Here is a 21,311-nt window from a genome sequence, read left to right on the forward strand (position 1 = left end):
TATTGGTTTTTCTGCTTATTCAAGTGAGGAGTGTACAGGTATTTGCAGGCCATAAAGCGGCTGAATATCTCTCCTCCAAGTTAAATACGCGTGTTGAAATTGGGAGTGTGGACATCGAATTTTTCAAGAAAGTGGTACTGGAAGATATCTACATTGAAGATTTGCATGCAGATACCTTATTGTATTCTAAAAAGTTAAAAATTGATATCGGGAAGCTTGATTTTGAAAAACATCAATTGTTTGTAAGTAGTGTGATGCTCTTAAATACAAAATCGAAATTGATTAAATACGCAGAAGACGATGATCTGAATCTTCAATTTATCATTGATTTGTTTGTAGATAGTGATACAACAAAAAAAGTGCCTTCTCAACGATGGGAAATTCGATTTGATGAAGTAACCATGGTGAATACCGATTTTACCTATCGGAGTGAACACGATACACTGGAAACAACCGGTGTAAACTATTTTGATTTAAATGCTAAAAAGATAAATGGTCGTATTACGGATATTCAATTTGAGCAGGATACCATTCATGCAACCATCGACTATTTATCAGCTGTTGAAAAGAGTGGTTTTGTACTTCAAAATTTTAGTAGTTATGTAAATGTGAGCCCAGCCGGAATACAATTGGATGAACTGAAAATCAAAACTCCTGAAAGTACCATCTCTACGGATTTAAGTTTTAAGTATAAAAGTTACCGTGCTTTTAAAGATTTTATTAATCAAGTAAAAATCAAAGCAGCGTTTGATCAATCGAAAGTCGAAATGAGCGATATTGCTTATTTCGTTCCACAGCTAAAAGGAATCTACAGAAACATCACAATTTCAGGAAAGGTTAGTGGAAAAATAAGTGATCTTAAAGGCAAGGATATGGACTTGAAACTTGCTGAACATACCGAATTTGTGGGTGATTTTACACTAACAGGCTTGCCGAAAATAGATGAAACACTTATATATCTAAATGTAGAAAGACTGACAACCACTTATGCGGACATCAAAGAAATTCCTGTTCCTCCATTTGAAAGTCGTAAAACTTTAAATGTTCCATCAAACATTGCCAAATTAGGTAAGATGAAGTTTAAAGGAACCTTTACCGGATTGTACAACGATTTTTATGCCTATGGTGATTTTTCTTCAGCACTTGGATCTCTTTCATCCGACTTAGCGGTTAGTCACAATGAAAAGAAAAACAAAGAAGTGTATAAAGGAAAATTAAAATCGACTGCATTTGATTTTGGAGCATTTTTAGATGCGAAGATGCTTGGAAGAGCTACAATGGACGTAAATATTGATGGGGAAGGACTTACATTAGAAGAGGTTGCAGCGAAATTAACGGGAACAGTTAATTCGGTGGAGTTTAATAATTATACCTATAAAAATGTTGCCGTAGAAGGCACTATTGCAAAACAAATTTTTAAAGGAAAACTAAATGTTAAAGATGATAACATTGATTTTGATTTTATCGGGGATGTAGATTTTACTGGTAAGTTGCCGAAATTGGATTTTATTACCACACTGAATAAAGCAGATTTGGGTGCTTTGCAATTTGTGAAATCTGAGAAAAAAATGGATTTGTCGACTCAGCTCATCATTAATGTTACGGGCAATAACATTGACAACCTGGTAGGATTTATAAATTTCGATAATACGATTTATAAAGAAAATGATCAAACGTATAAATTGAGTGTATTTGATTTGACCCTCGAAAATGAAAGTGGTATTAAATCAATAAAATTAAATTCCGATTTTGTTGATGCAAAAATAAATGGGCAGTTTGAAATTTTGGAAATGCAAAACTCCTTTAAAAAGGTTTTGAGTAAATATATTCCAGCTTATTTTGATAATGTAGTTATTCCTAAAAGCTCCATTGAGAAGTTTGATTATTCCTTTGTATTTAAAAAAACAGAAACCATTTTGCGTTTGTTTGCACCAGCATTGAGCATTGCTCCTAAAACGCAATTAAAAGGAAATTTTAACTCCATTACCAATCAGTTTAGCTTGTCTGGCAGCTCAGATAAGATTAGTATTTCGGATGTTGTTTTTAAAAATTGGTCAACCTTGGCTGCAACCACCAACGATCGATTGGATTTCAGCGTAAGTAGTGAACGATTGTTGTTGACGGATAGTTTGGGTTTAACAGATTTTGGTATATATAGCTCCACTCGTTCTGATAGTGTTAATCTTCAATTGCTTTGGAATAGTAGAACAGAAAGGGAGTATAGAGGGGATGTGAAATCGTTTTTAAGTTTTAAACCACATAATCAAATTGATTTCAAAATTTTACCATCCACAATTATTATTTCGGATTCTGTATGGAATGTGGATGAAGGAAATTATGTGATGGTCGATACTTCCTGGATCAATGTGAAGAACCTCGTTTTTTCTCATGAAAAGCAGTTAGTCGGACTTAATGGTATCATTTCAGATAACAAGGCAGATCAAATTAAATTGAATCTTCAGGAGTTTAATCTTGCCAATATTAACTTGTTTACAAGTCAAATTGGATTAAACTTTAAAGGTGTAATAAATGGTGAAACGGTTATTAATAATGTTTATAAAGATATTGTTTTAACAAGCTTACTGGATTTTAGGGCTTTCTTTTTAAATGATAATGAAATAGGAAAAGGAAATGTTTCAAGTGTTTGGGATCAAACAAAGGATGCACTGTATTTACATGGCAACTTTACTCAAAATGAAATTCCCAACATTACATTTGCCGGTTATTATTATCCGAAAAAGGAGGAGAATAATATTGATATGGAGTTGAATTTGCAAGCGGTGCGTATGCAATTACTAAAACCTTATGTAGAAGAGTTTTGCTCTGAATTTGATGGTTTGATTTCTGGGAATGTTACAATCAAAGGTGATGTAAAGAAACCGGATATCAATGGATTGTTAAATGTGAATGCCCAAAGAATTCGAGTGAATTATCTGAATACCTATTATAAGTTTAATCATGATATAGTAATTGAGAATGGTTCATTTGGTATTGAAGGAATGACAATTTACGACATTCCCAACAACAACAAAGCCATTGTAAATGGGAAGATATACCACGATAATTTTAAAAATTTCCAGCTCGATTTCGATATCAATGCTACTAAATTTATGTGTTTGAACACCACAGAATCTGATAATAGTTTGTATTACGGACAAGCGTATGTTACAGGTATAATTAACATTTTTGGATTTGTAAACAATGAGTTGTTGATTGATGCGAACGTAAAAACCGAGAAAGTCACTTCCAATGATAAGTCGGATAAAGTCAATTTCTTGTCTAAAACGGAGCTGACTAAAATATTTATACCATTGGGCGGAACATCTGAGGTCGCTCAAAATAATTTCATCACGTTTATTAAAAAGGACAGTGCTTTAAATGCAAAAGATAATTATACGGTATCACTTGGTGGTTTGGTCTTAAACTTTGATTTAGATGTTACGCCTGATGCGGAAGTCCAGTTGATATTTGATCAGAAGGTAGGGGATATCATTAAAGCCAGAGGAAATGGTAATTTGAATTTAAAGATTGAAAAGGGGGTTTTCAAAATGTATGGCGATTACTTGATTGAAAATGGAGATTATTTATTTACACTTCAAAACATTATCAATAAGAAGTTTGACATTAAAAAAGGTGGAACGATTAAGTGGAGCGGTATTCCGTATAAAGCGGATTTAGATATCAGTGCAATTTACAAAGCAAGAGCAAGTATAAAAACGTTCTTCCCGGAGGATTCTACAAATACTGCATATAAAAAGCGTTATCCGGTAGATGTGGTGATGAACATGACCGGTGATTTATTATCACCTGAAATTGATTTTGAAATTGGTTTGCCAACTGTGGATGCATCTACACGTCAAACGGTAATGAGCTACATTAATAATGATGCGGAGGAAAACCGACAAGTGTTCTCTTTGTTAATTTTAAATAGTTTCGTTACACCTTATCAGTTGAGTAATTCGGGCAGTGGAGGACCCACTGTTGCCGATGGTGTAGGTTCCAATACCAGTGAAATGTTGTCAAATCAGTTGAGTAATATGTTGAGTAAAATCAGCAATGATTTTGATATTGGAGTGAATTATCGACCTGGAGATGCAATTACAAAAGATGAATTGGAAGTTGCGCTATCGACTCAGTTATTCAATGATAAACTTTCTGTGGAAGGAAATATTGGTAATAATTCGAATTCACAAAATCCAAATAGTTTGGTAGGAGATGTGAACGTGGATTATAAATTAACGGAAGATGGGAAGGTAAGAATCAAAGCATTTAACAAAGCGAATGATAATAGTCAAACTGCTGTAAATGGTGCGTATACGCAAGGTGTTGGTATCTTTTACCGTGAGGAGTTTAATACCATTGGTCAGTTATTTGAACAATATTTACAAACCGTAAAAGGGTGGAGAGGAAGTGCGAAAAAAGAAGAAGAAGTGACTACTCCGTAAAATTAAGTGTGGTGATCACTGAATCGATCTTCTTTTTATCACAATTTTAGTTAGCAAATGACTCCCAAAGAAAGCTTAATCAATCTTTAAGGAGTGGCCCATTTTATCTCTTTTTGTTTGAAGATAAAACTTGTTATGTTCGTTGGATTCTATTTCGATTGATACATTATCTACAATTTCTAATCCGTAACCGATCAAGCCAGCACGTTTTTTCGGATTGTTACTCATTAATTTGATTTTTGATACTCCCAGGTCTCTTAATATTTGTGCACCTACACCATAATCACGTTCATCCGATTTGAAACCAAGGTCTTCATTTGCTTCAACAGTATCTCTACCTTCTTCCTGTAATTTGTAAGCTTTTAATTTATTCATTAAGCCAATTCCACGGCCTTCCTGATTCATATAAACAATTACACCTTTTCCTTCTTTTTCAATCATCTCCATCGACTTATGCAATTGTGGACCACAATCGCAACGACAAGATCCGAAGATGTCTCCTGTTAAGCAAGAAGAGTGCACACGAACTAAAATAGGTTCGTCCTTATCCCATTGCCCTTTGATTAATGCGAGGTGTTCTTGGTCGTTGGTTGTTTGGCGATACGCTACTAAATCAAAATTACCCCATTGAGTGGGCATTTTAACTTGTACATTTTTAGTAATGATACTTTCGTTTTTAACGCGATAGGCAATTAAATCTTCAATAGAAATAATTTTCAGATTGTGTTTTTTAGAAATTTCAATTAGTTCGGGCAAACGCGCCATGGTTCCATCTTCATTCATAATTTCAACCAAAGCACCAGCAGGCTCAAATCCGGCCAAACGCGCCAAATCAACGGTCGCTTCTGTATGTCCAGCTCTTCTAAGAACACCTCCATTTTTTGCTTTTAACGGAAAAATATGTCCGGGTTTACCAAATTCTTCCGGCTTGATGTTGGGATTAATTAATGCTTGAATTGTTTTTGAGCGGTCAGCAGCAGAGATGCCGGTGGTGCATCCGTATCCCAATAAATCAACAGAAACAGTAAAGGCGGTGGCGTGTTCTGCAGTATTATTGGTTACCATCATTTCCAAGCCCAATTCAGTGCAACGTTCTTCTGTAATGGCCGCACAGATAAGTCCGCGACCATGCGTTGCCATGAAATTAATAACTTCCGGAGTTACATTTTGAGCAGCGGTTAAGAAATCACCTTCATTTTCGCGACTTTCATCATCTACAACGATAATCACTTTCCCTGCTTTAAGGTCTAAAATCGCCTCTTCAATGGTATTTAAAATAGAATTCATATTTATGCTAATTGGGTTGCAAAGATAACAAAAAAGAGGCTTAGATGTTCTAGATTAGTTGAAATCGGACGCAGAAACCTACTCTAAGTTAGTCAATAATATTGATGAACCGATAAAAATAACTGTTTTGAGTAGTTTTGATAAGACAATGGCATTCGGAATTGATATTTAGTTTATTAAGCTGATTTTTTGAATCCAGTTTATTTATATCTTTATAGAATGCATAAAGTTTCAGCTGTTTTTTTGTTTTTTATTTTAATTAGTAATTCTGTTTATGGTCAAAAACGGACCAAGGCAGAGCAAAATTCCTTAGATAGCTTAAACGCAATTACCTCCAATTCTTCCAATCACGATACGATTATTGCAAATGCCTTGCTTGCTAAAGTAGACTACTATTATTTAACTTATCCTGATTCTGCGATTTTATTTTGTGAAATGGGGAAAAATATTTTCGAAAAACACAATCATACTAACGGCAAAAGTGGTAGTTATGCCTGGATGGGATATTTGTTGGAGTCGCAAGGTGATATTGAAGGAGCTTTAGAATATATGTACAGAAGTCTTAAAATCTTTGAGGAAACTAACAATAAAGAAGAGCAAGCAAGTGTCTTAAATAATATTGGTTTTGTTTTTTATAATCAACACGATTGGGAAAAAAGCTTGGAATATTTTGAAAGCAGTTTACGCATTAAAGAGAAGTTAGGCAATAAGCAGGCTATTGCAATGAGCTATAACAATTTGGCTGTTGTATATGTCGATATGGGGAATATGGAGAAATCTTTTTATTATTTATCCAATAGTTTGAAACTGTATAAAGAGATGAATGACAAGCCAGGAATATCGATGGTTTTGAATAATATAGCAGATAATTATCGGATAAAAGGTGAGTTTGATATTGCTTTAGGTTATCTTCAAAATAGTTTAAAGATAGAATTAGAGTTGGGTGATTTGCAAGGTGAAGCTATCAGTTACGAGAATATGGGAAAAATTTATTTTAAGCAAGGTAAAATAGATTTGGCAGAAAAGTTTGCATTGCAAAGTCTTAATCTTTCAAAAAAATTAGGATATCCTGACGATATAAAACAAGCAGCTTTATTATTAAGTTCAATATACGAAAAACAAAATAAAGGAATAGATGCATTGCAGATGTATCGCCTGTATATAACTATGCGTGATAGTTTGAATAATGGGGAGACTCAAAAAAATGTAGCAAAACAACAAGCAAAATATAAGTATGAAAAGCTAAAAGCCATTGATGATATAGAAAATGATAAACGATTGGGCATCGAGAAGGAAGCAAAAGAAAAACAACAAGTTATTACAATGGCTATTTCCATTGGCTTGGCATTCGTATTGGCTTTTTTATTTTTCGTTTTTAATCGCTTAAAAGTTGCACGCAGACAAAAGAAGTTAATCGAACAGCAAAATAGTATTGTTGAGTCAGCTAAAAATATGTTGGAATTAAAAAACAAGGAAATAACAGATTCAATTTCATATGCAAAAAGAATTCAAACTGCAATTCTTCCTTCTGAAAAATTGGTCAAGCAGTATTTGAAAAAATCATTTATTTTATATAAACCTAAAGATATTGTTGCTGGTGATTTTTATTGGTTGGAACATAAAAATGAGTCTATTCTATTTGCAGCTGCAGATTGCACTGGTCATGGTGTTCCGGGGGCAATGGTAAGTGTAGTATGCAACAATGCTTTAAACCGTTCGGTGAGAGAACAAGGCTTAACAGATCCAGGAATGATACTCGATAAAACGAGAGAGCTTGTATTGGAAGAGTTTGAAAAAAGTGATGAAGATGTGAATGACGGAATGGATATAGCACTATGTTCTATAATCGGAAATAAACTTTCATACGCTGGAGCTTATAATCCCTTGTGGATAATTCGAAATAACGAATGTATGGAGTGGGGAGCAAACAAGCAGCCAATTGGAAAATTTGAGAATCAGGAGAAGTTCACAACACACAATGTAGATCTATTACAGGGCGATACAATTTACATCTTTACAGATGGTTTTATTGATCAGTTTGGTGGGGAAAAAGGGAAAAAATTTAAGGCAAAGGCATTAAAAGAATTATTGCTTAATGTTCAACACAAGACCATGGAAGAGCAACAAATACTTATTCAAAATGCATTTGAAAAATGGAAAGAAAATGTAGAACAAATTGATGATGTCTGTTTAATAGGAGTGAGGTTTTAGAAATTTTAAACCAATTATTCTAGGTAGATATTCCAGCCAATTTATCGCCCTTCACAATTATTTAGAATTTGAATACAAAAGAAATTATTGATAATCAAGGGTTTATGTGTGGCGAGATCGGGAGTTGAACCCGAGTCCGCCTAGTCGGATATGAATCTTTCATTCACATTGAAGTGCGCTTTAAACCAGTCTCTTCCTTTCCCAGATTTAAAATAATTTTCCATATTGATTGCCTGTTCTTTGGTTTCAAAAAACTCAACATGAACAACTTTCCACGGTCTAAATCTAGTAGTAAATCCTTTTTTTCCATTGTTATGCCAATGAATTCTAAGTATGAGGTTAGTAGAATAACCAATATAAAAACGTTGCGAACCGAAAGAATATAATATATAGGTTACAAATTCCATTTTCTACTAAAATGTAAAAAGCCCCTAGATGGGGCTTTTCCTGTGTAGCGAGATCGGGAGTTGAACCCGAGACCTCAGGGTTATGAATATCGACAATGCATTCAAACCCTTTAATAGCAATCATTCCACAAGAAAAACATATCGTTTTTGAGCCTTTAAAAGCGATTTCCTCACTTTGTTTCCTCACTTATTAGGATTTGTATGAAACCGTAAATGTTAGCGTAAGAAAAAAAAATCCAAGATGTAGAATATCTTAGTTTAAGGATTGACCCTAGCAAGGATTATTTTAATTGCTAACACCTAATTTCTTGGGTAAACACTTGAGAAAGTAGCTTGTATAAGCTGGTTATCAGCATGTGATAACTTTTCACCAACCATTGAGATTATACTTACGTATCTCCCAGTAGTGTGCGTTACATGATAAGTAACGCTTGCAGAAATTCGGTTAAATAATTCCTTATTTCTTTCAGTTACGATTTTTAGATTCTTTTGAATCTGGGAAAGATAAGTATCTGAACTATTGTTCCGATTAGTTACATCAACCCCGTTAATCTCAATTTTTACTGTTATCATTTGATTTTTATTTAATATATATGCTAAGTTAAGCATCAACTAGATGGGAAAAGAATTTTTTCGACAAAAATCAATCAACAATAACATGTTAATTAAATACCTTGATTGCTATTTTTCCTAATAGGGTTAATAAACTTAAAGCTATACAGGAGTAATGTAAATCTCGTTACAATTTATGATTCAGCCTTTTTATGGTTTATCTTTGTATTACAAATTAAAAAATAAAAAAAATGTCGGAAATTTTATTTAGCAGAGGTACCATAATGGATTGGACCCAATCAAGAAAAAACCAAATTATTAAAGCAATAGCAGATGATGGTGATAGTATAGCAGATTTAAAGAACCCTGTACAGTACAAAAAATCTATTATTGACAAATACAGCTTAAGCACCATAGCTGTTGACTTTGATAATGTTGTTGTGAGACCACATTTCAGAGATAACCCAAACCATCAATCAGTATGGATTGAATACAAAGTGCCATTTACTGGAGAACAACAACTTCTTTCTGTTAATTCTGGAGCTAGAGTTGCACAAAGGGTTGATATAGATGCTACGATTGATAATAATGCTTTTTCTTTTGAAACATTTACAGGCTATCACCAGAATTTAACACTACCAGCTGATATAGTACGTAGGATGAACGCTAATTTAGTTGGAGCTAGGCAATATGTAGAAGCAGAAGTAGCACATGTTAACATTAAAATAGCTGACTTTAATGAAGCTTTAACCGATTTTGTTACAGAAACATTTGATGCTAAAGTAACTGCAATTAATGCAAAACGTAAATCTGGTGATGACCTAAATCCATTCAAAAAGTAAGATGGTAAACAGAAGAAGTAAAAGTGCCTCATTCATTGGTGCAGTATTAAAACCGCGTCCTAAAACAGAAAAGCAAATATTTGTTGAAGAACGTGCTAAGAAGATTTCTGCACTTAAAATAAAGAAAAATAAAAAAGCACTTGAAAAATTTCTTCAGCAAGAAATAGACAGGGTAAATCTTGAATCAGTTGGTCCACCGCCAAAGCAAAAAAATAAAAAAGCTAAAAAAGGAGAAATTGCTACACCTATGTCGGTTAATGATTTGAATGATTTAAAAATTTACTTTGAAACTGGCAAGCGACCAGATAATAGAAAGGGATGGGTATCTAGGTCTGGATGGTCTCCTAAGAAAAAGAAAAAAGACCTGTAACAATTAGAGAATGGATATATCAAGTTTTTTATTTAATACTGTATTGTTGGTGTTTAAGGCTAACAGGGATTTTTTTATTCTTTTAGATGAATTTCACAATAAGTTACCACCACAGCATAAGAAAGCTGAAAAATTAAAGACTGACATGCCATTCACGGTTGTTAATACAGGTACTATGGAAATAAATATTAGCCAAGCAGAGGTAGATTTATTCCATAAGAAGCTGGAAAACTTCAAGTATCAAAGAATTTTTTTTAAAAAGAAAGCAATAAAAAGCTATTCCCAAAATCTGCAACGTCATTTATCAACTGCTGGATGGTTGAAGTTTGGACTATCAAATATACAGGCACTCTTAGAAGAAGATACCTTTAAAGGGTCTAAGCCTTATGTATTTGGATATAAAGCGGGGCAATGGCTAGGATTTTAATATTTCGTTTAAATACTATTATTTTATTATATGTATGTACGTCTTGTATTTGAAAAGGAACTGGTAATACTAAGGGAAACAAGGGAACTGAAAGGATTTAACAAATGGGACCCATACAAAGTGGGAGAAGTAATTTGCATGTTTGAGACAACCGATGTAGAATCGATTCTTCGAAGATATGGTAGTGCCTGTGCGACTGGAAGGTTTGAAGAAAGAACTAATGGAATATTGAACTGTTCAATTCTCTTAATAGAACCTCCTTCACTTGAACTTCTGGAAGTAGATAAATCACAGGTCGGCTGGTCAGAGTCTAGAGCTTATTTGGGAATTATTCCTATTGAGAATATACGAATATTGGGTACTGCAAATTTTAACGCTTCATCCATAGCAATGACAACTTTCCAAAACAATTCATTTATTGTATTTAATGAACCGCTTGAAATAGATTAGCTTTATGGATGACATATCAGACTTAGTAAAAAGTTGGTTTAAAGACCGTTTAAAGAGCCCATCAACACAAGTATATCAACTAATTAATTCTTAAAACATGCCAATCATTGTTAAGTTCGCCAAGCCTAGTATACAAGGGAAAGACCCTCTTTCTAATGCCATTGTAAAACATTTTAAATTTGTTAGTCAACAATATTTTGACGGAATCTATATGTTAATAAAAGAAATCTCTCAGCATACTTCTTCTGATTGCGAGAATATTGAAAGCATTACTGGTATTAGATTTAAAATAGGTGAAATATTATTTTATCCGAAAAACGGAAACGTTCATATAATCACTCCAGATGGACAACTAGATGGAATCAGACAAATAGCTGAGACGTATTTTCATTATGTAGATTGTTATAAAGAGTGGGAAGATGATGAGGAAAGTATATTAGTAATTAATCTTGCTTAGTTAAATCGAATACATTTTACTTTTAAAGCCCTATTTTGTCTGCCTACTCTCAGACAGCCCTAGCATTTTTCGCTAGGGTTTTTATTTTCTATAGGAGAAATTAAACTCATTAAGGTCTCAGTATTACTGATATCAAAATACTTTTCCTTCAATAATTCAACTTGAAATTTAAAGGGTAAATAAACTCCCCATTTTGAAAAGTCTAACAATGCTGGATTTCCTTGAAGTAGTTCGTGAATGTGTAAATCTATATTTGATATTGGTAGGGTAAGAGTGTTCCATTTTGATATTAATTCTTGCTTTGTGACTTCGATGTCAAACGCACTGGAATCATCATCTAAGACATTTTTTATCCCAGCTATATTAAAAAGTAATTGAATCGTTCTGTTTGTCTTTGTCCCTGTAAAGGTGAAGAATGATAAGTGTTTTTCAGATACTAGCAATGGTCTTTCTGCTTGTAAATTTTGAATATTAAAGACTGAAAAGTCTTTTCTCATTTTTTCTATTTCTTCAAAACTTACTTGGTTCAAAACCTCATAATCATTTTTAGAGAAAAGGATTTCGAACATTTTCTCTCGTATTTTTTGATGTATAACTGATTTTCCACCATAAAACATAGGCTTTTTACCATCTTTGGTTGCAGAAACTTCAATCTTTTTAGATTTAAAATCTACAAACTTTATTTTCCAAATTTTAGCTGACAATAGAATGTTCGCATCTTCTACAATTTGCGGTGAAAAGGGAATTTCGCCAATTGTATTACCAGCATTCACAACTTTAAAATTTTCTTCTGCTTTAAATAAGCTGTAGAACTCCCGACTATTTACAATTTTCTCTCCTTCAACTCCTATAATAACTTCATGCTGGAGTTTTTCAAGGAAGTCAATTCCTATTAAATGATTAAGTATTTCTTCGATTTCTGAAATACTAATCTGGTTAAAAGCAAAATTCTCTTTTAGTTGTTTAGTTAAGTCAGTTAATGGGATACCCGAATGACCTTTTGCAATAGAAAGTGCTTGATGTAGTAGAATGTCATAAGGCTTTTGCATTGATTGTGGAGGTTCTATAAACCCCTCTTTATACAAAAGCCAACAGGCTAAGGATTGCAATAAACTCCATTGATTTGTTGCGTACAAGAATAGATTACTACTTTCTCCGTCCTTACGCCCACTTCTGCCAACTCTCTGGATTAACGATGCTATACTATGTGTTGCATCAATTTGAACTACTTCATCTACAGTACCAATATCAATTCCTAATTCTAATGTAGAGGTACAAGTGATACAAAAATTCTGTCGATTATTATTTTTCGCAAAATATTCTACGTATTCTCTAACTTCTCTATCCACTGATGAATGATGGGAAAAGTAATTCGGATGACCTTTGACTTTATCAGAAATTTTTCGAAGCTTTACCGCCACTTCCTCTGCTCGCCCTCTGCTGTTCGGGAAAATTAAAACTTTGTTGTCTTTAGTCTCAAGATATAAATCCTTTAATAGTTCTAATGGCAATTCTTCTGTTTCATTTTTGAAATATCTAAATTGAGCATTGATGTCTTTTGCTGTCCTATCAAGCAATACTGTAGTCTTCAACTCATTTCCTGTAAACTTCTTTGCTTCATTATAATCGCCAATTGTAGCTGATAAGCCAACAATATTGAAAGGTTTGACATTTACATTTTGAATTCTAGACAAAATTGATTTTAGCTGAACGCCTCTGTCTGTGCCAATAAAGGAATGAATCTCATCAATCACTACATATTTTAAATTTGAAAAGAGATGCTTAATGTTAAACGGCTTATTGACAAACATAGCCTCCAAAGATTCTGGAGTAATCAGAACAATCCCATGAGGCTCCTTTAATATTTTGTCTTTAAGGGTCTTATTAGCCTCACCATGCCACTTTGTGACTGTAACGTCTAAATACTTGCAAAGCTCTTCAATACGATAAAATTGGTCGTTAATTAAGGCTATAAGGGGAGAGATGTACAATACTTGTATTCCCCTCTCACTAAAATCAACTTTTGACAGAATCGGAAGAAATGCAGCTTCGGTTTTACCAGATGCTGTTCTGGAGGCTAAAATGTAGTTATCATCGGTTGTAAGAATTTTTGAAATAGCGACAGTTTGAATTGGTCGCAACTGCTCCCAACGCTTATCACGAATATATTTTCGTATTGGTTCTGAAAGTAAATCAAATGACATTATAATTCCTCAATACTATCTAATGAAACTTCATTTGGTGGTCTCTCATCAGAAACTTCTAGCTCTCCAAACAACTTATTCTTATCTACTGTAGGATTTTGACGAATGATGTTTAGAATATTTAAAAAATCTCTGATTACCTCTCTCGGTGTTAAAAATTCAGATGCTCCTGGCTTATTGAATAGTTCTTCCATAAACTGATGTATTTCACCATCTGAAATGCTAATCTCTGTTTTATAATTGTAATCGAAAATAGCTTTCAGTTTTTTAAGCAATACAAATATTTCATTATGGTCAAGTGGTACTAATTTAATTACAGGTTGAGCAAAATCTCTTATCTCAGTTGTTTCAAATTTATTTGTCTCTAATCTTGATTTTAAGGCTTGGTAGCTAAAAAGCCCTCTTCTTTCATTTTCCAAAAATTCTTTAGTCCCAGCAAAATTGAAAAAAGATTAGCTATCTTACCTTGGAAACAATCATTATAAATGGTTAGTATTTTTTCGTAATTCTTTTCCCTCATTACTGAGGTTGAGATTTTATATAGATTAATTGCTTCATCCAAGTTTATCATAAACCCACTGTACCCCATACTTACAAATAACTTGCAAAAATTTTTGAGCATGTCATAATAATTTAAATCATTAATAACTTCTCGCACTCCTAAATCTTGTTTGGCTTCTGTTTTTGTTCTGTATTCACCTTTTAACCATTTTAAGGCATTTCTCCTTAGTTGCTCATCATCTTTAATATAGCCTTCGTAATACTTCATTACTACCATTCCAAAATCAAAACCACCAACATCTGTAATTCCATTGATGGTCTTCATGATATTAGTTTGAATAAGACTCAAATATTGTTCTCCACGAATATCAGCTAATGAAACTTTATTTTCTTCAGCAGTTTTCAGAACGACCTGTTCAATCCATTTTTCCATTAAAGTTGGCAATGCTCCTCCTTCTGGTTTCGTTTGAATGGCAATGTTGTCCATAATTGCAGAATACAAAGCGACTCCTTTTCCATTATTTGAATAGAGTCGATTGTCTGGAGTAAAGTCAGCATTAGTAACTACAAATTTCTGTTTTAATGCCACGGTATTTAACAAGTGAAGCATGAAAGATTTTCCAGAACCAAAATCTCCAATCCAGAATTTAACCATGCTATGTCCATTTTTGACATCATCTAAAGCAGACACAAAGGCTGTTATTTCTTCTGAACGTCCAACAGTAATGTGCTGAACGCCAACTTTAGGAACTACGCCTCCAATGAGCGAGTTGATAATTGATGTTGCTTCTTTTGGCTTTATGTTGTCTATCATATCGATAATAATTTTTGATAATAATCTTTATTTATAATGTAAAAGTCATCCTCTTCTTCAATTAAAACATCATCTAATGTTTCATAACAAGCTTCGTTCAAACTTTCAATTAATTGATTTTTAAATACACCATTTCCTTTAGCAAACAGTTCTATCTCGGATTGTAAAACAGAAAAATTGCTTTTACAGAAAATGTCTAAAACAGAAACTTGCAAAGGATTGAGTGAAATATTATTTGAATATACTGATTTATGCACTAATTCTTCTTTTGCTATTATCTCTACGACTACATCATCATTAATTACTTCCGAAGACTTATATTCTTCCTCATCTTTCAAATACTCATTTAATAGCTCCACCGTCCCAGAGTGTTGTTGTTGTACTTCTTTAATTGATTCTTTGTTTAGTTGTATTTTTTTTCTTTTTATTTTAAATATATTTGAAACACCGACTAATGCATTTTCTAGGTTTTTGTCTTTAATAAGTTGACTTACAACAGATTTAAAGTCTTCAAGTTGCTCATTTGTTTTGAATAAATTTTTCTGGATTGTTTTGGTTAACTCTTTATTATTAAATGTATCAGATTTGAGGTCATAATAAATGTAATGGATATATAAGTTTAACGCAGATTCTTTATCGTACTTAGAAATAAATTTGGATGCCTCATAAAAGATATTTTCAACAGAAGGATTGTTTTTATTAAGATTGCCAATTTCAATTATTTTTTTAACAAAATTTTCTGAATCATCTTTATAATTAATGGTAAGCTCTTCAAATTTTACTTTCCATCTTGTTGTGCTTTGTGAGTTCAGTTCAATTTCTGTTGCTTCGTCTGGTGGAGGCATTTTAGATACTAAAACAGGCAGAATCCAAACAACTTTAGCTAATATTTTTGCTTCAAAAGACTCCTTCACATCCTTTCTAGAAAGATAAAAAGTGTCCGTATTTAACTTTCTTTTATAGCTATAGTGGTCTCGAAGACTGTTTTCACAGCGTTTAAAGATATTTGAATAGAATTCATTAGTTGTTGTTTCAATGAAAAATTTATAATTCATGCTCCCAATCTTATAATTATATTCTTTTTTAGCAATAATGTCTGCAACAGCTATGAATTGTTCATCTATGGTAGTTCCTTCTTCAATATACTTTTTCTTTAACTCAGCAATACAATCAAGGAATAATTTTAGTGTTTCCAAACAGCAATATTCAATGTTACAAAAAACGTTTGATGGACACCAAAGTCTATTGAGTAGTTTTACATTTTCGTTATTTAGCTTAAGCTTAGTCTTGTATTTATCCCCCAACTTCCAAAAATTGTCTTCGGTAGAATAACCAGAATAAGTATTTTGTGCTTGATGAACTTCTTTTTTATCGAGATGTCTTCGAGCATTAATATTGTCTCCGACTTCTTGCAATCTTTCAACAATCGTAGGGGTTATATACGGTTGTGTTTTAGGATAGGCTTTTCCAAGGTTTTCTAGCTGGTTCTCCAAAATAAGAAGATTATGTCCATCCTCATAATTGTCAATTAAATCAAATAGTAGGATGAAGGCATAATTATTATTCTCCCCGATATCAATAAACTCTCCTTTTAAAAAACTATCCTTAAATGATTGATAAAAGGTTTTTTGCTCATCTGTAGCATTATTAATTTCAGAAAAAGAATATACATATTGATGAGCCCAATAGGGCACTAGCTTGGTTGTTTTGGGTAAATTTTGTTGTGGAATATTATAAGTTGCCCCTGTAACATCAATAATGGAATTATCTTTCTTGCTACTATTCGTTGAAGTCACTGTTATTTTAATATTTTTAAGTAAGTGTTGCTTTAGTTCTTCTTTTAATTCTTCTTGTGACTTTTGCTTTACTTGAACAGGAGGTGTTTGTATTTGTCCTTTTTTCTTGCTAGAAAGCATAACTGCCATAAAAACAACAACAATAATTATCCCGATGATATAATATACCAAATAACTCGGCTCCTCTTTTTTCGGCTCAACCTTTTGAGGAATAGCTTTGGGCTTTTCTGTTTCAACAAATTTCAAATATTTACTAGACAAATATCCTTCTGTTCCATTATAGCTGATTTTAAACCATGATTGATTTGATTTATCAAGTATGATTACCTTTTCTCCATTACTTACAATTCCAATCGAATTAAATTTTGAACCAGCTCCGCTTCTTAGATTAAGGTCACCTGTTGTTTGGTATATATATGACGCATTCAAATTGATACCAACTGAAAAGAAAAGTAGAAAGATTAGTGTTTTAAAAAAATATGTTTTATTTAGATTCAAAGTATTTAAATTAAAAAGAATTATCAAAATTGTTACAATGGAAACAATTGAAATATCGAAAGAAATTTACGGTTAATTTTGATACAAATTCTTTATCAAGCAAGTTTAATGAAATTGAATTGGGCAAATAATAGTTTGTTATTAAGAAAAATTGATTAATTTAGCTGTACTACTCCAATAATTACATTTTTAAATAATTATCAAAGAACCATGCATTTATATGGGTAGTATTCCATTTCCCTCCTTATTTGTTATTTCTCGCTGATTTTCTCTTATCTATAAAAATATGAAAAACAATCTAATACTAACGGACATTGAAAAATATGTAATATTTACTGATGTCAATAACAAAGAAAGCATTTATGCTGTCACAAAAGAAGAACAGTTAAAAAAAGAAGATGCTGTTGAAAAATATGGTTCAGTTGATAAGGTTCCAGATGAGTTAACTATAAAAGCAAGTCGCTTAAGGTTAGTTGACAACACAGACCTTTACTATAATAAATATGATATTATTGATAACGAACTTATTGATTTTCCAATAAATCGTTATTACTGGATTTTTATTCAAATGATTAAAACAAAATAACCAATCATGCGAGGAACATCAATAAACAAATATCTATTGTTTTTATTCGCTTATATACCATTGTATATAATTGGTGCTTTAAAATCAATCAATGTCGATGTTTTTGATTCTTGTGGAAAGCTCAAATCCATAAGTGCAATTCTGAATCTTAACATACTTCCTTGTTTAATGATTTGTTTAGTTCTGTTTTTATTAATCTATTTTCGTATACATGAATTTCTATTTTTAAGAGCAAAAGGGAACCCACTGTTTAAAATCAAGTCTATTTCAAGCCAGAACAAGGAGTATATAACATATTTAGGGACTTATGTCTTGCCTTTCATTGCATTAGAAACAAAAACTATTTTTGATGTATTGGCTTATGTGTTTCTATTCTTGACTATGGGCTTTATCTATTGCCGTACTAATTTAATTTATACTAATCCAATGTTATTGTTTTTCGGATATGAAATTTTTGAGATTACAACCGATTCTGACGAAAAGCTAATCTGCATTACAAAGGATGAATTCTTTGATAACGAAAACCCTATTGGTAGAAAACTAGACAAACAAACATATATAATTTCAAAATGGAGGAAAGAGAATTAGTTAGAACATTCATTGAAAAGGATGGACATAGCATGGACTTTTATTTTATTTATAAAGATGGAAATAAAATTACACAATACAAAGTTGACTGCTCTACTGAGTTAAGAACTGAAATAATTGATGGATATCTGAATGAATTAAAAAGGCACTTTTCTATTGATAGCTCTTACAAGCTATATAGTGTTTATGATGATAATGAAAGGGCTGGAGCGGTTATTTATCATGACGATATTGATACTAATGTTGTTGCACAAAACATTTTCTTATTCAACAAAGGAAGCGTTGAAGCATATAAAAAAGAAGGTGGCGATTTTAGTGCGATATATGGCTATCTGATAAATTTATCTGATGGAGAATTTGAAATTAGCTTGTTTAAGAAAAGTATGCCAACACAAGCTTTAAAAAAGAGTCGATTTTATAATTTAGTTGCTGGAACTGACGACAAATTTAATATTATTAATTCCGACATATTAGTTTTCCCAAGGAGCTATGATGTTATTTCTATAAATAAAAGATTGATTATAATTAATTACAGCATTTATGAAAAATATTTTGGATTCAAGGAAGTGCTAAAACGAAGGGCAATGGTAAGTTTTGCTCAACTTGCAAAAATTAGTGGCTTTTTCTTCACGCAAAATGCAATACTAAAATTCCCTTCCCTTTCCTCAACTATGCAGAAGAAGTTGGTGAATTGTTTAGTTAACAACCCAATTTTGAACAAAGAAAATTATGACGGAATCAAAACTCAAGCTAGAAGGTATTTAAAACAAGAGTTTGCTATTAATGCAGAAAGCAAAATCGTTATTAATTCTAAAAAGGAACTTCAAAATTTAATCATTATATTAAACAGAGATATTAATTATAATGCCCCAGCGAAAGAAGTGTATCTTACAAGAAACAAAAAATTACTAAAGAGATATAAATCAAAAAAATAAAACTACTTTTCAAAAAGCAAATAATTAACGAGGATACTATTTTAATATCTACACCATATAAAGCCCTGTATTCAATTGATATGGTGCTTTATTTTTTCTTCTTTAATTTCTTCCCTTCAATAATCTTAAAGGCATCAGCTCCAATCATTGAGATACTTGAACCAACAGGCAAGTGTTTTAGAAGGTATAAAGCTTGTTTTCTTGTAATGATTAATTTCATAAAATTGTTTAATAATAAGTATCCGTTGATAGTGGCTAAAATCGAATTATTTCTAGAATTCACGCCAAATAAGACATTGAAAGTGAATCATATCATTATTTATAGGCAACGATGGTCTAAACACTAATAGAATAAGGCATAATGTCTCTATAGCATGTCAGTTTAACTTGCTAATGTATGTTCTAATACAAGCGTATAGGAACAAAAAGGAACAATAGAATGACATTTTAGGAACACACTTAGCTCAAGATTATTTGTCAAAAAAAATATAAAAATAATTTTTCGGAAAACCCAAAAGCCTAACAATTTTGTCTGATTTTACTGGAAATATTTCGAAGCATATTATCCAATAAAAAAATTATGTACTCAAAATTTCTATACAGAGCGAGGTCACAAATGATGTAATGCAAATGAACTAAATCACCTCTACCATAGGAAAGGCTTTGGTAGCCCCTCCTATGTAGTAGATGATTTCTCTATTCCATGTATTGTTTGATTTTTGTTAGTACGTCCTTAGAAACTCGACCTTGTTCTGGTAGACTCATTCTATTCCACATAATAGGTAAAAGTTTTTCGTCAAACACGTCAGTGCTGTTTACGCCTTTTGCAAATTCTACAAAATCGCTTGGTGTCGGGTTTTGTTTTTCTGAAAGGATAGCCATGTCTGAATAATATTTTCTTCTGTTAGTGTAAACTTCGTCTGACTCATCCTTGTTTCTATCAAGCTCCTTTTTAAAACCTACAGGCAAATCATTTTTCTTTGATTTAACAGCTTTGGTTTGTTGGTTGGCATCTTTGCTTACAATCTGCTCATTCGTTGAATATGGTTGTTCTATGGGGCTTTCTGCAATGGTTGTGACTACCATGATTTCTTTTGTACTTCCACTTTCATTGATAGCAATTAGTTCAGCCATTTTTTTCGCCAATCTTTTCTTCGATGCTGAGATTATCTTTTTAACTACGGGTATAGTGTCACCTTTCAGCCATTTGTTTATATCCACCACCTTAACGTATCTAACAGGTATTGGTCTGCCACCATTGGGGTTTTCCTCAAATTCCATCTTTGTACTAATCTCACCACGTTCTTTCAATCGGTTGCTGTACTTACTTATTTGTGCTGAGCTTAATCCAAGTTCTCTTCCTTGATATGAATCCGTTTGATAGAACTCGTTGCCCTTTACTAAATATGATATGTAATTGCTCAAGATTACTCTTTCTTCCCAATCAAGGTCTTTACAGCGTTTTACGTTGAAAGGAATTTTTAGAAATGTTTCTTGGTCTGGAATTTTGCTTTTGTTTTGTTCATTTTCTTTGTTTTTCATTGTTTACTTTTTTACTTCTATCGTTATTTTCCCATTGAAGAGAATTGATGTAGACTGAATCGGTTAGGATTTTTTACTAGTTTACATATACAACAATAACGATTTTAAAAAATTAGTCAATAGCATTTGATATAATTCTAATGAATTAAAACAAATAAACCTTGAATGACCTACTAATAAAGGGAAGAAAATTTAATTATTTTTTAAAATAGTTCAAGAAATGTTTGAAAAAGTTATCATTGAAGTGATTTTATACTCTTTTTTCACTTGTTCTATTTCATTTGCATTACATCAAGGATAGGGAATATATAAGATACTAATTAATAAGATTCTATATATAAGAATATATAAATATTAATTATATATATAAATTATACATCTCTTACAAATGAACTATAT

At 32.2% G+C, this 21,311-nt stretch carries 15 protein-coding genes and 1 pseudogene; 10 read left to right on the forward strand and 6 right to left on the reverse strand.

Going from position 1 to position 21,311, the window contains the following annotated elements:
• The first annotated feature begins 107 nt into the window (after positions 1–107).
• Complete coding sequence (locus IPP64_06640; protein MBL0329085.1) at positions 108–4,445, forward strand: translocation/assembly module TamB; 4,338 nt, start codon at positions 108–110, stop codon at positions 4,443–4,445.
• Between the two features lie 75 nt (positions 4,446–4,520).
• Here the strand turns inward: IPP64_06640 and IPP64_06645 are convergent, their stop codons facing one another.
• On the reverse strand, positions 4,521–5,723 hold the full coding sequence (locus IPP64_06645) for a bifunctional 3,4-dihydroxy-2-butanone-4-phosphate synthase/GTP cyclohydrolase II (GenBank protein ID MBL0329086.1): 1,203 nt from the start codon (positions 5,721–5,723) through the stop codon (positions 4,521–4,523).
• A 228-nt stretch (positions 5,724–5,951) separates the two neighbouring features.
• On the opposite strand from IPP64_06645, the gene IPP64_06650 reads away from it, so the two are divergent.
• On the forward strand, positions 5,952–7,943 hold the full coding sequence (locus IPP64_06650) for a tetratricopeptide repeat protein (protein ID MBL0329087.1): 1,992 nt from the start codon (positions 5,952–5,954) through the stop codon (positions 7,941–7,943).
• 140 nt (positions 7,944–8,083) lie between these two features.
• Here the strand turns inward: IPP64_06650 and IPP64_06655 are convergent, their stop codons facing one another.
• Positions 8,084–8,350: a GIY-YIG nuclease family protein gene (locus IPP64_06655; GenBank protein ID MBL0329088.1), complete on the reverse strand. Its 267-nt coding sequence runs from the start codon at positions 8,348–8,350 to the stop codon at positions 8,084–8,086.
• 803 nt (positions 8,351–9,153) lie between these two features.
• Here IPP64_06655 and IPP64_06660 point away from each other — a divergent pair.
• From IPP64_06660 to IPP64_06680, 5 genes are all read left to right on the forward strand, one after another.
• Positions 9,154–9,744, forward strand: coding sequence for a hypothetical protein (locus IPP64_06660; protein MBL0329089.1), 591 nt, complete (start codon positions 9,154–9,156; stop codon positions 9,742–9,744).
• Between the two features lies 1 nt (position 9,745).
• Positions 9,746–10,114: a hypothetical protein gene (locus IPP64_06665; protein ID MBL0329090.1), complete on the forward strand. Its 369-nt coding sequence runs from the start codon at positions 9,746–9,748 to the stop codon at positions 10,112–10,114.
• A 10-nt stretch (positions 10,115–10,124) separates the two neighbouring features.
• The gene (locus IPP64_06670) at positions 10,125–10,541 is read left to right on the forward strand and encodes a hypothetical protein (GenBank protein MBL0329091.1); all 417 of its coding nucleotides are present in this window, start codon (positions 10,125–10,127) and stop codon (positions 10,539–10,541) included.
• A 30-nt stretch (positions 10,542–10,571) separates the two neighbouring features.
• A complete protein-coding gene (locus IPP64_06675; GenBank protein MBL0329092.1) occupies positions 10,572–10,991 on the forward strand; it encodes a hypothetical protein in 420 nt (139 codons plus the stop codon).
• A gap of 97 nt (positions 10,992–11,088) precedes the next feature.
• Positions 11,089–11,448 (forward strand): hypothetical protein, encoded by a 360-nt coding sequence (locus IPP64_06680; GenBank protein MBL0329093.1) that lies wholly within the window; start codon positions 11,089–11,091, stop codon positions 11,446–11,448.
• 59 nt (positions 11,449–11,507) lie between these two features.
• On the opposite strand, the gene IPP64_06685 is transcribed toward IPP64_06680, so the two are convergent.
• The 3 genes and pseudogenes from IPP64_06685 to IPP64_06695 all read right to left on the reverse strand — a co-directional run bounded on the left by IPP64_06685 (position 11,508) and on the right by IPP64_06695 (position 17,261).
• Complete coding sequence (locus IPP64_06685; GenBank protein MBL0329094.1) at positions 11,508–13,652, reverse strand: DEAD/DEAH box helicase; 2,145 nt, start codon at positions 13,650–13,652, stop codon at positions 11,508–11,510.
• Positions 13,652–14,967: pseudogene (locus IPP64_06690) on the reverse strand (ATP-binding protein). Before IPP64_06690 ends, IPP64_06685 begins: the two are co-directional and overlap by 1 nt.
• The gene (locus IPP64_06695; GenBank protein MBL0329095.1) at positions 14,964–17,261 is read right to left on the reverse strand and encodes an SH3 domain-containing protein; all 2,298 of its coding nucleotides are present in this window, start codon (positions 17,259–17,261) and stop codon (positions 14,964–14,966) included. Before IPP64_06695 ends, IPP64_06690 begins: the two are co-directional and overlap by 4 nt.
• 286 nt (positions 17,262–17,547) lie before the next feature.
• Between IPP64_06695 and IPP64_06700 the strand changes: the two genes are divergently transcribed.
• Genes IPP64_06700 through IPP64_06710 form a run of 3 tightly spaced genes read left to right on the forward strand, consistent with a single transcriptional unit; the run spans position 17,548 to position 19,370 of the window.
• Entirely contained in the window at positions 17,548–17,847 is a 300-nt protein-coding gene (locus IPP64_06700; protein MBL0329096.1) for a hypothetical protein, read from the forward strand.
• A gap of 6 nt (positions 17,848–17,853) precedes the next feature.
• Positions 17,854–18,435, forward strand: coding sequence for a hypothetical protein (locus tag IPP64_06705; protein MBL0329097.1), 582 nt, complete (start codon positions 17,854–17,856; stop codon positions 18,433–18,435).
• Positions 18,417–19,370 (forward strand): DUF4868 domain-containing protein, encoded by a 954-nt coding sequence (locus IPP64_06710; GenBank protein MBL0329098.1) that lies wholly within the window; start codon positions 18,417–18,419, stop codon positions 19,368–19,370. Before IPP64_06705 ends, IPP64_06710 begins: the two co-directional genes overlap by 19 nt.
• Before the next feature lie 696 nt (positions 19,371–20,066).
• Here the strand turns inward: IPP64_06710 and IPP64_06715 are convergent.
• Positions 20,067–20,912: a hypothetical protein gene (locus IPP64_06715; protein MBL0329099.1), complete on the reverse strand. Its 846-nt coding sequence runs from the start codon at positions 20,910–20,912 to the stop codon at positions 20,067–20,069.
• Between the last annotated feature and the right edge of the window lie 399 nt (positions 20,913–21,311).

Source organism: Bacteroidota bacterium, from assembly GCA_016722565.1.
Lineage (GTDB): Bacteria > Bacteroidota > Bacteroidia > 2-12-FULL-35-15 > 2-12-FULL-35-15 > 2-12-FULL-35-15.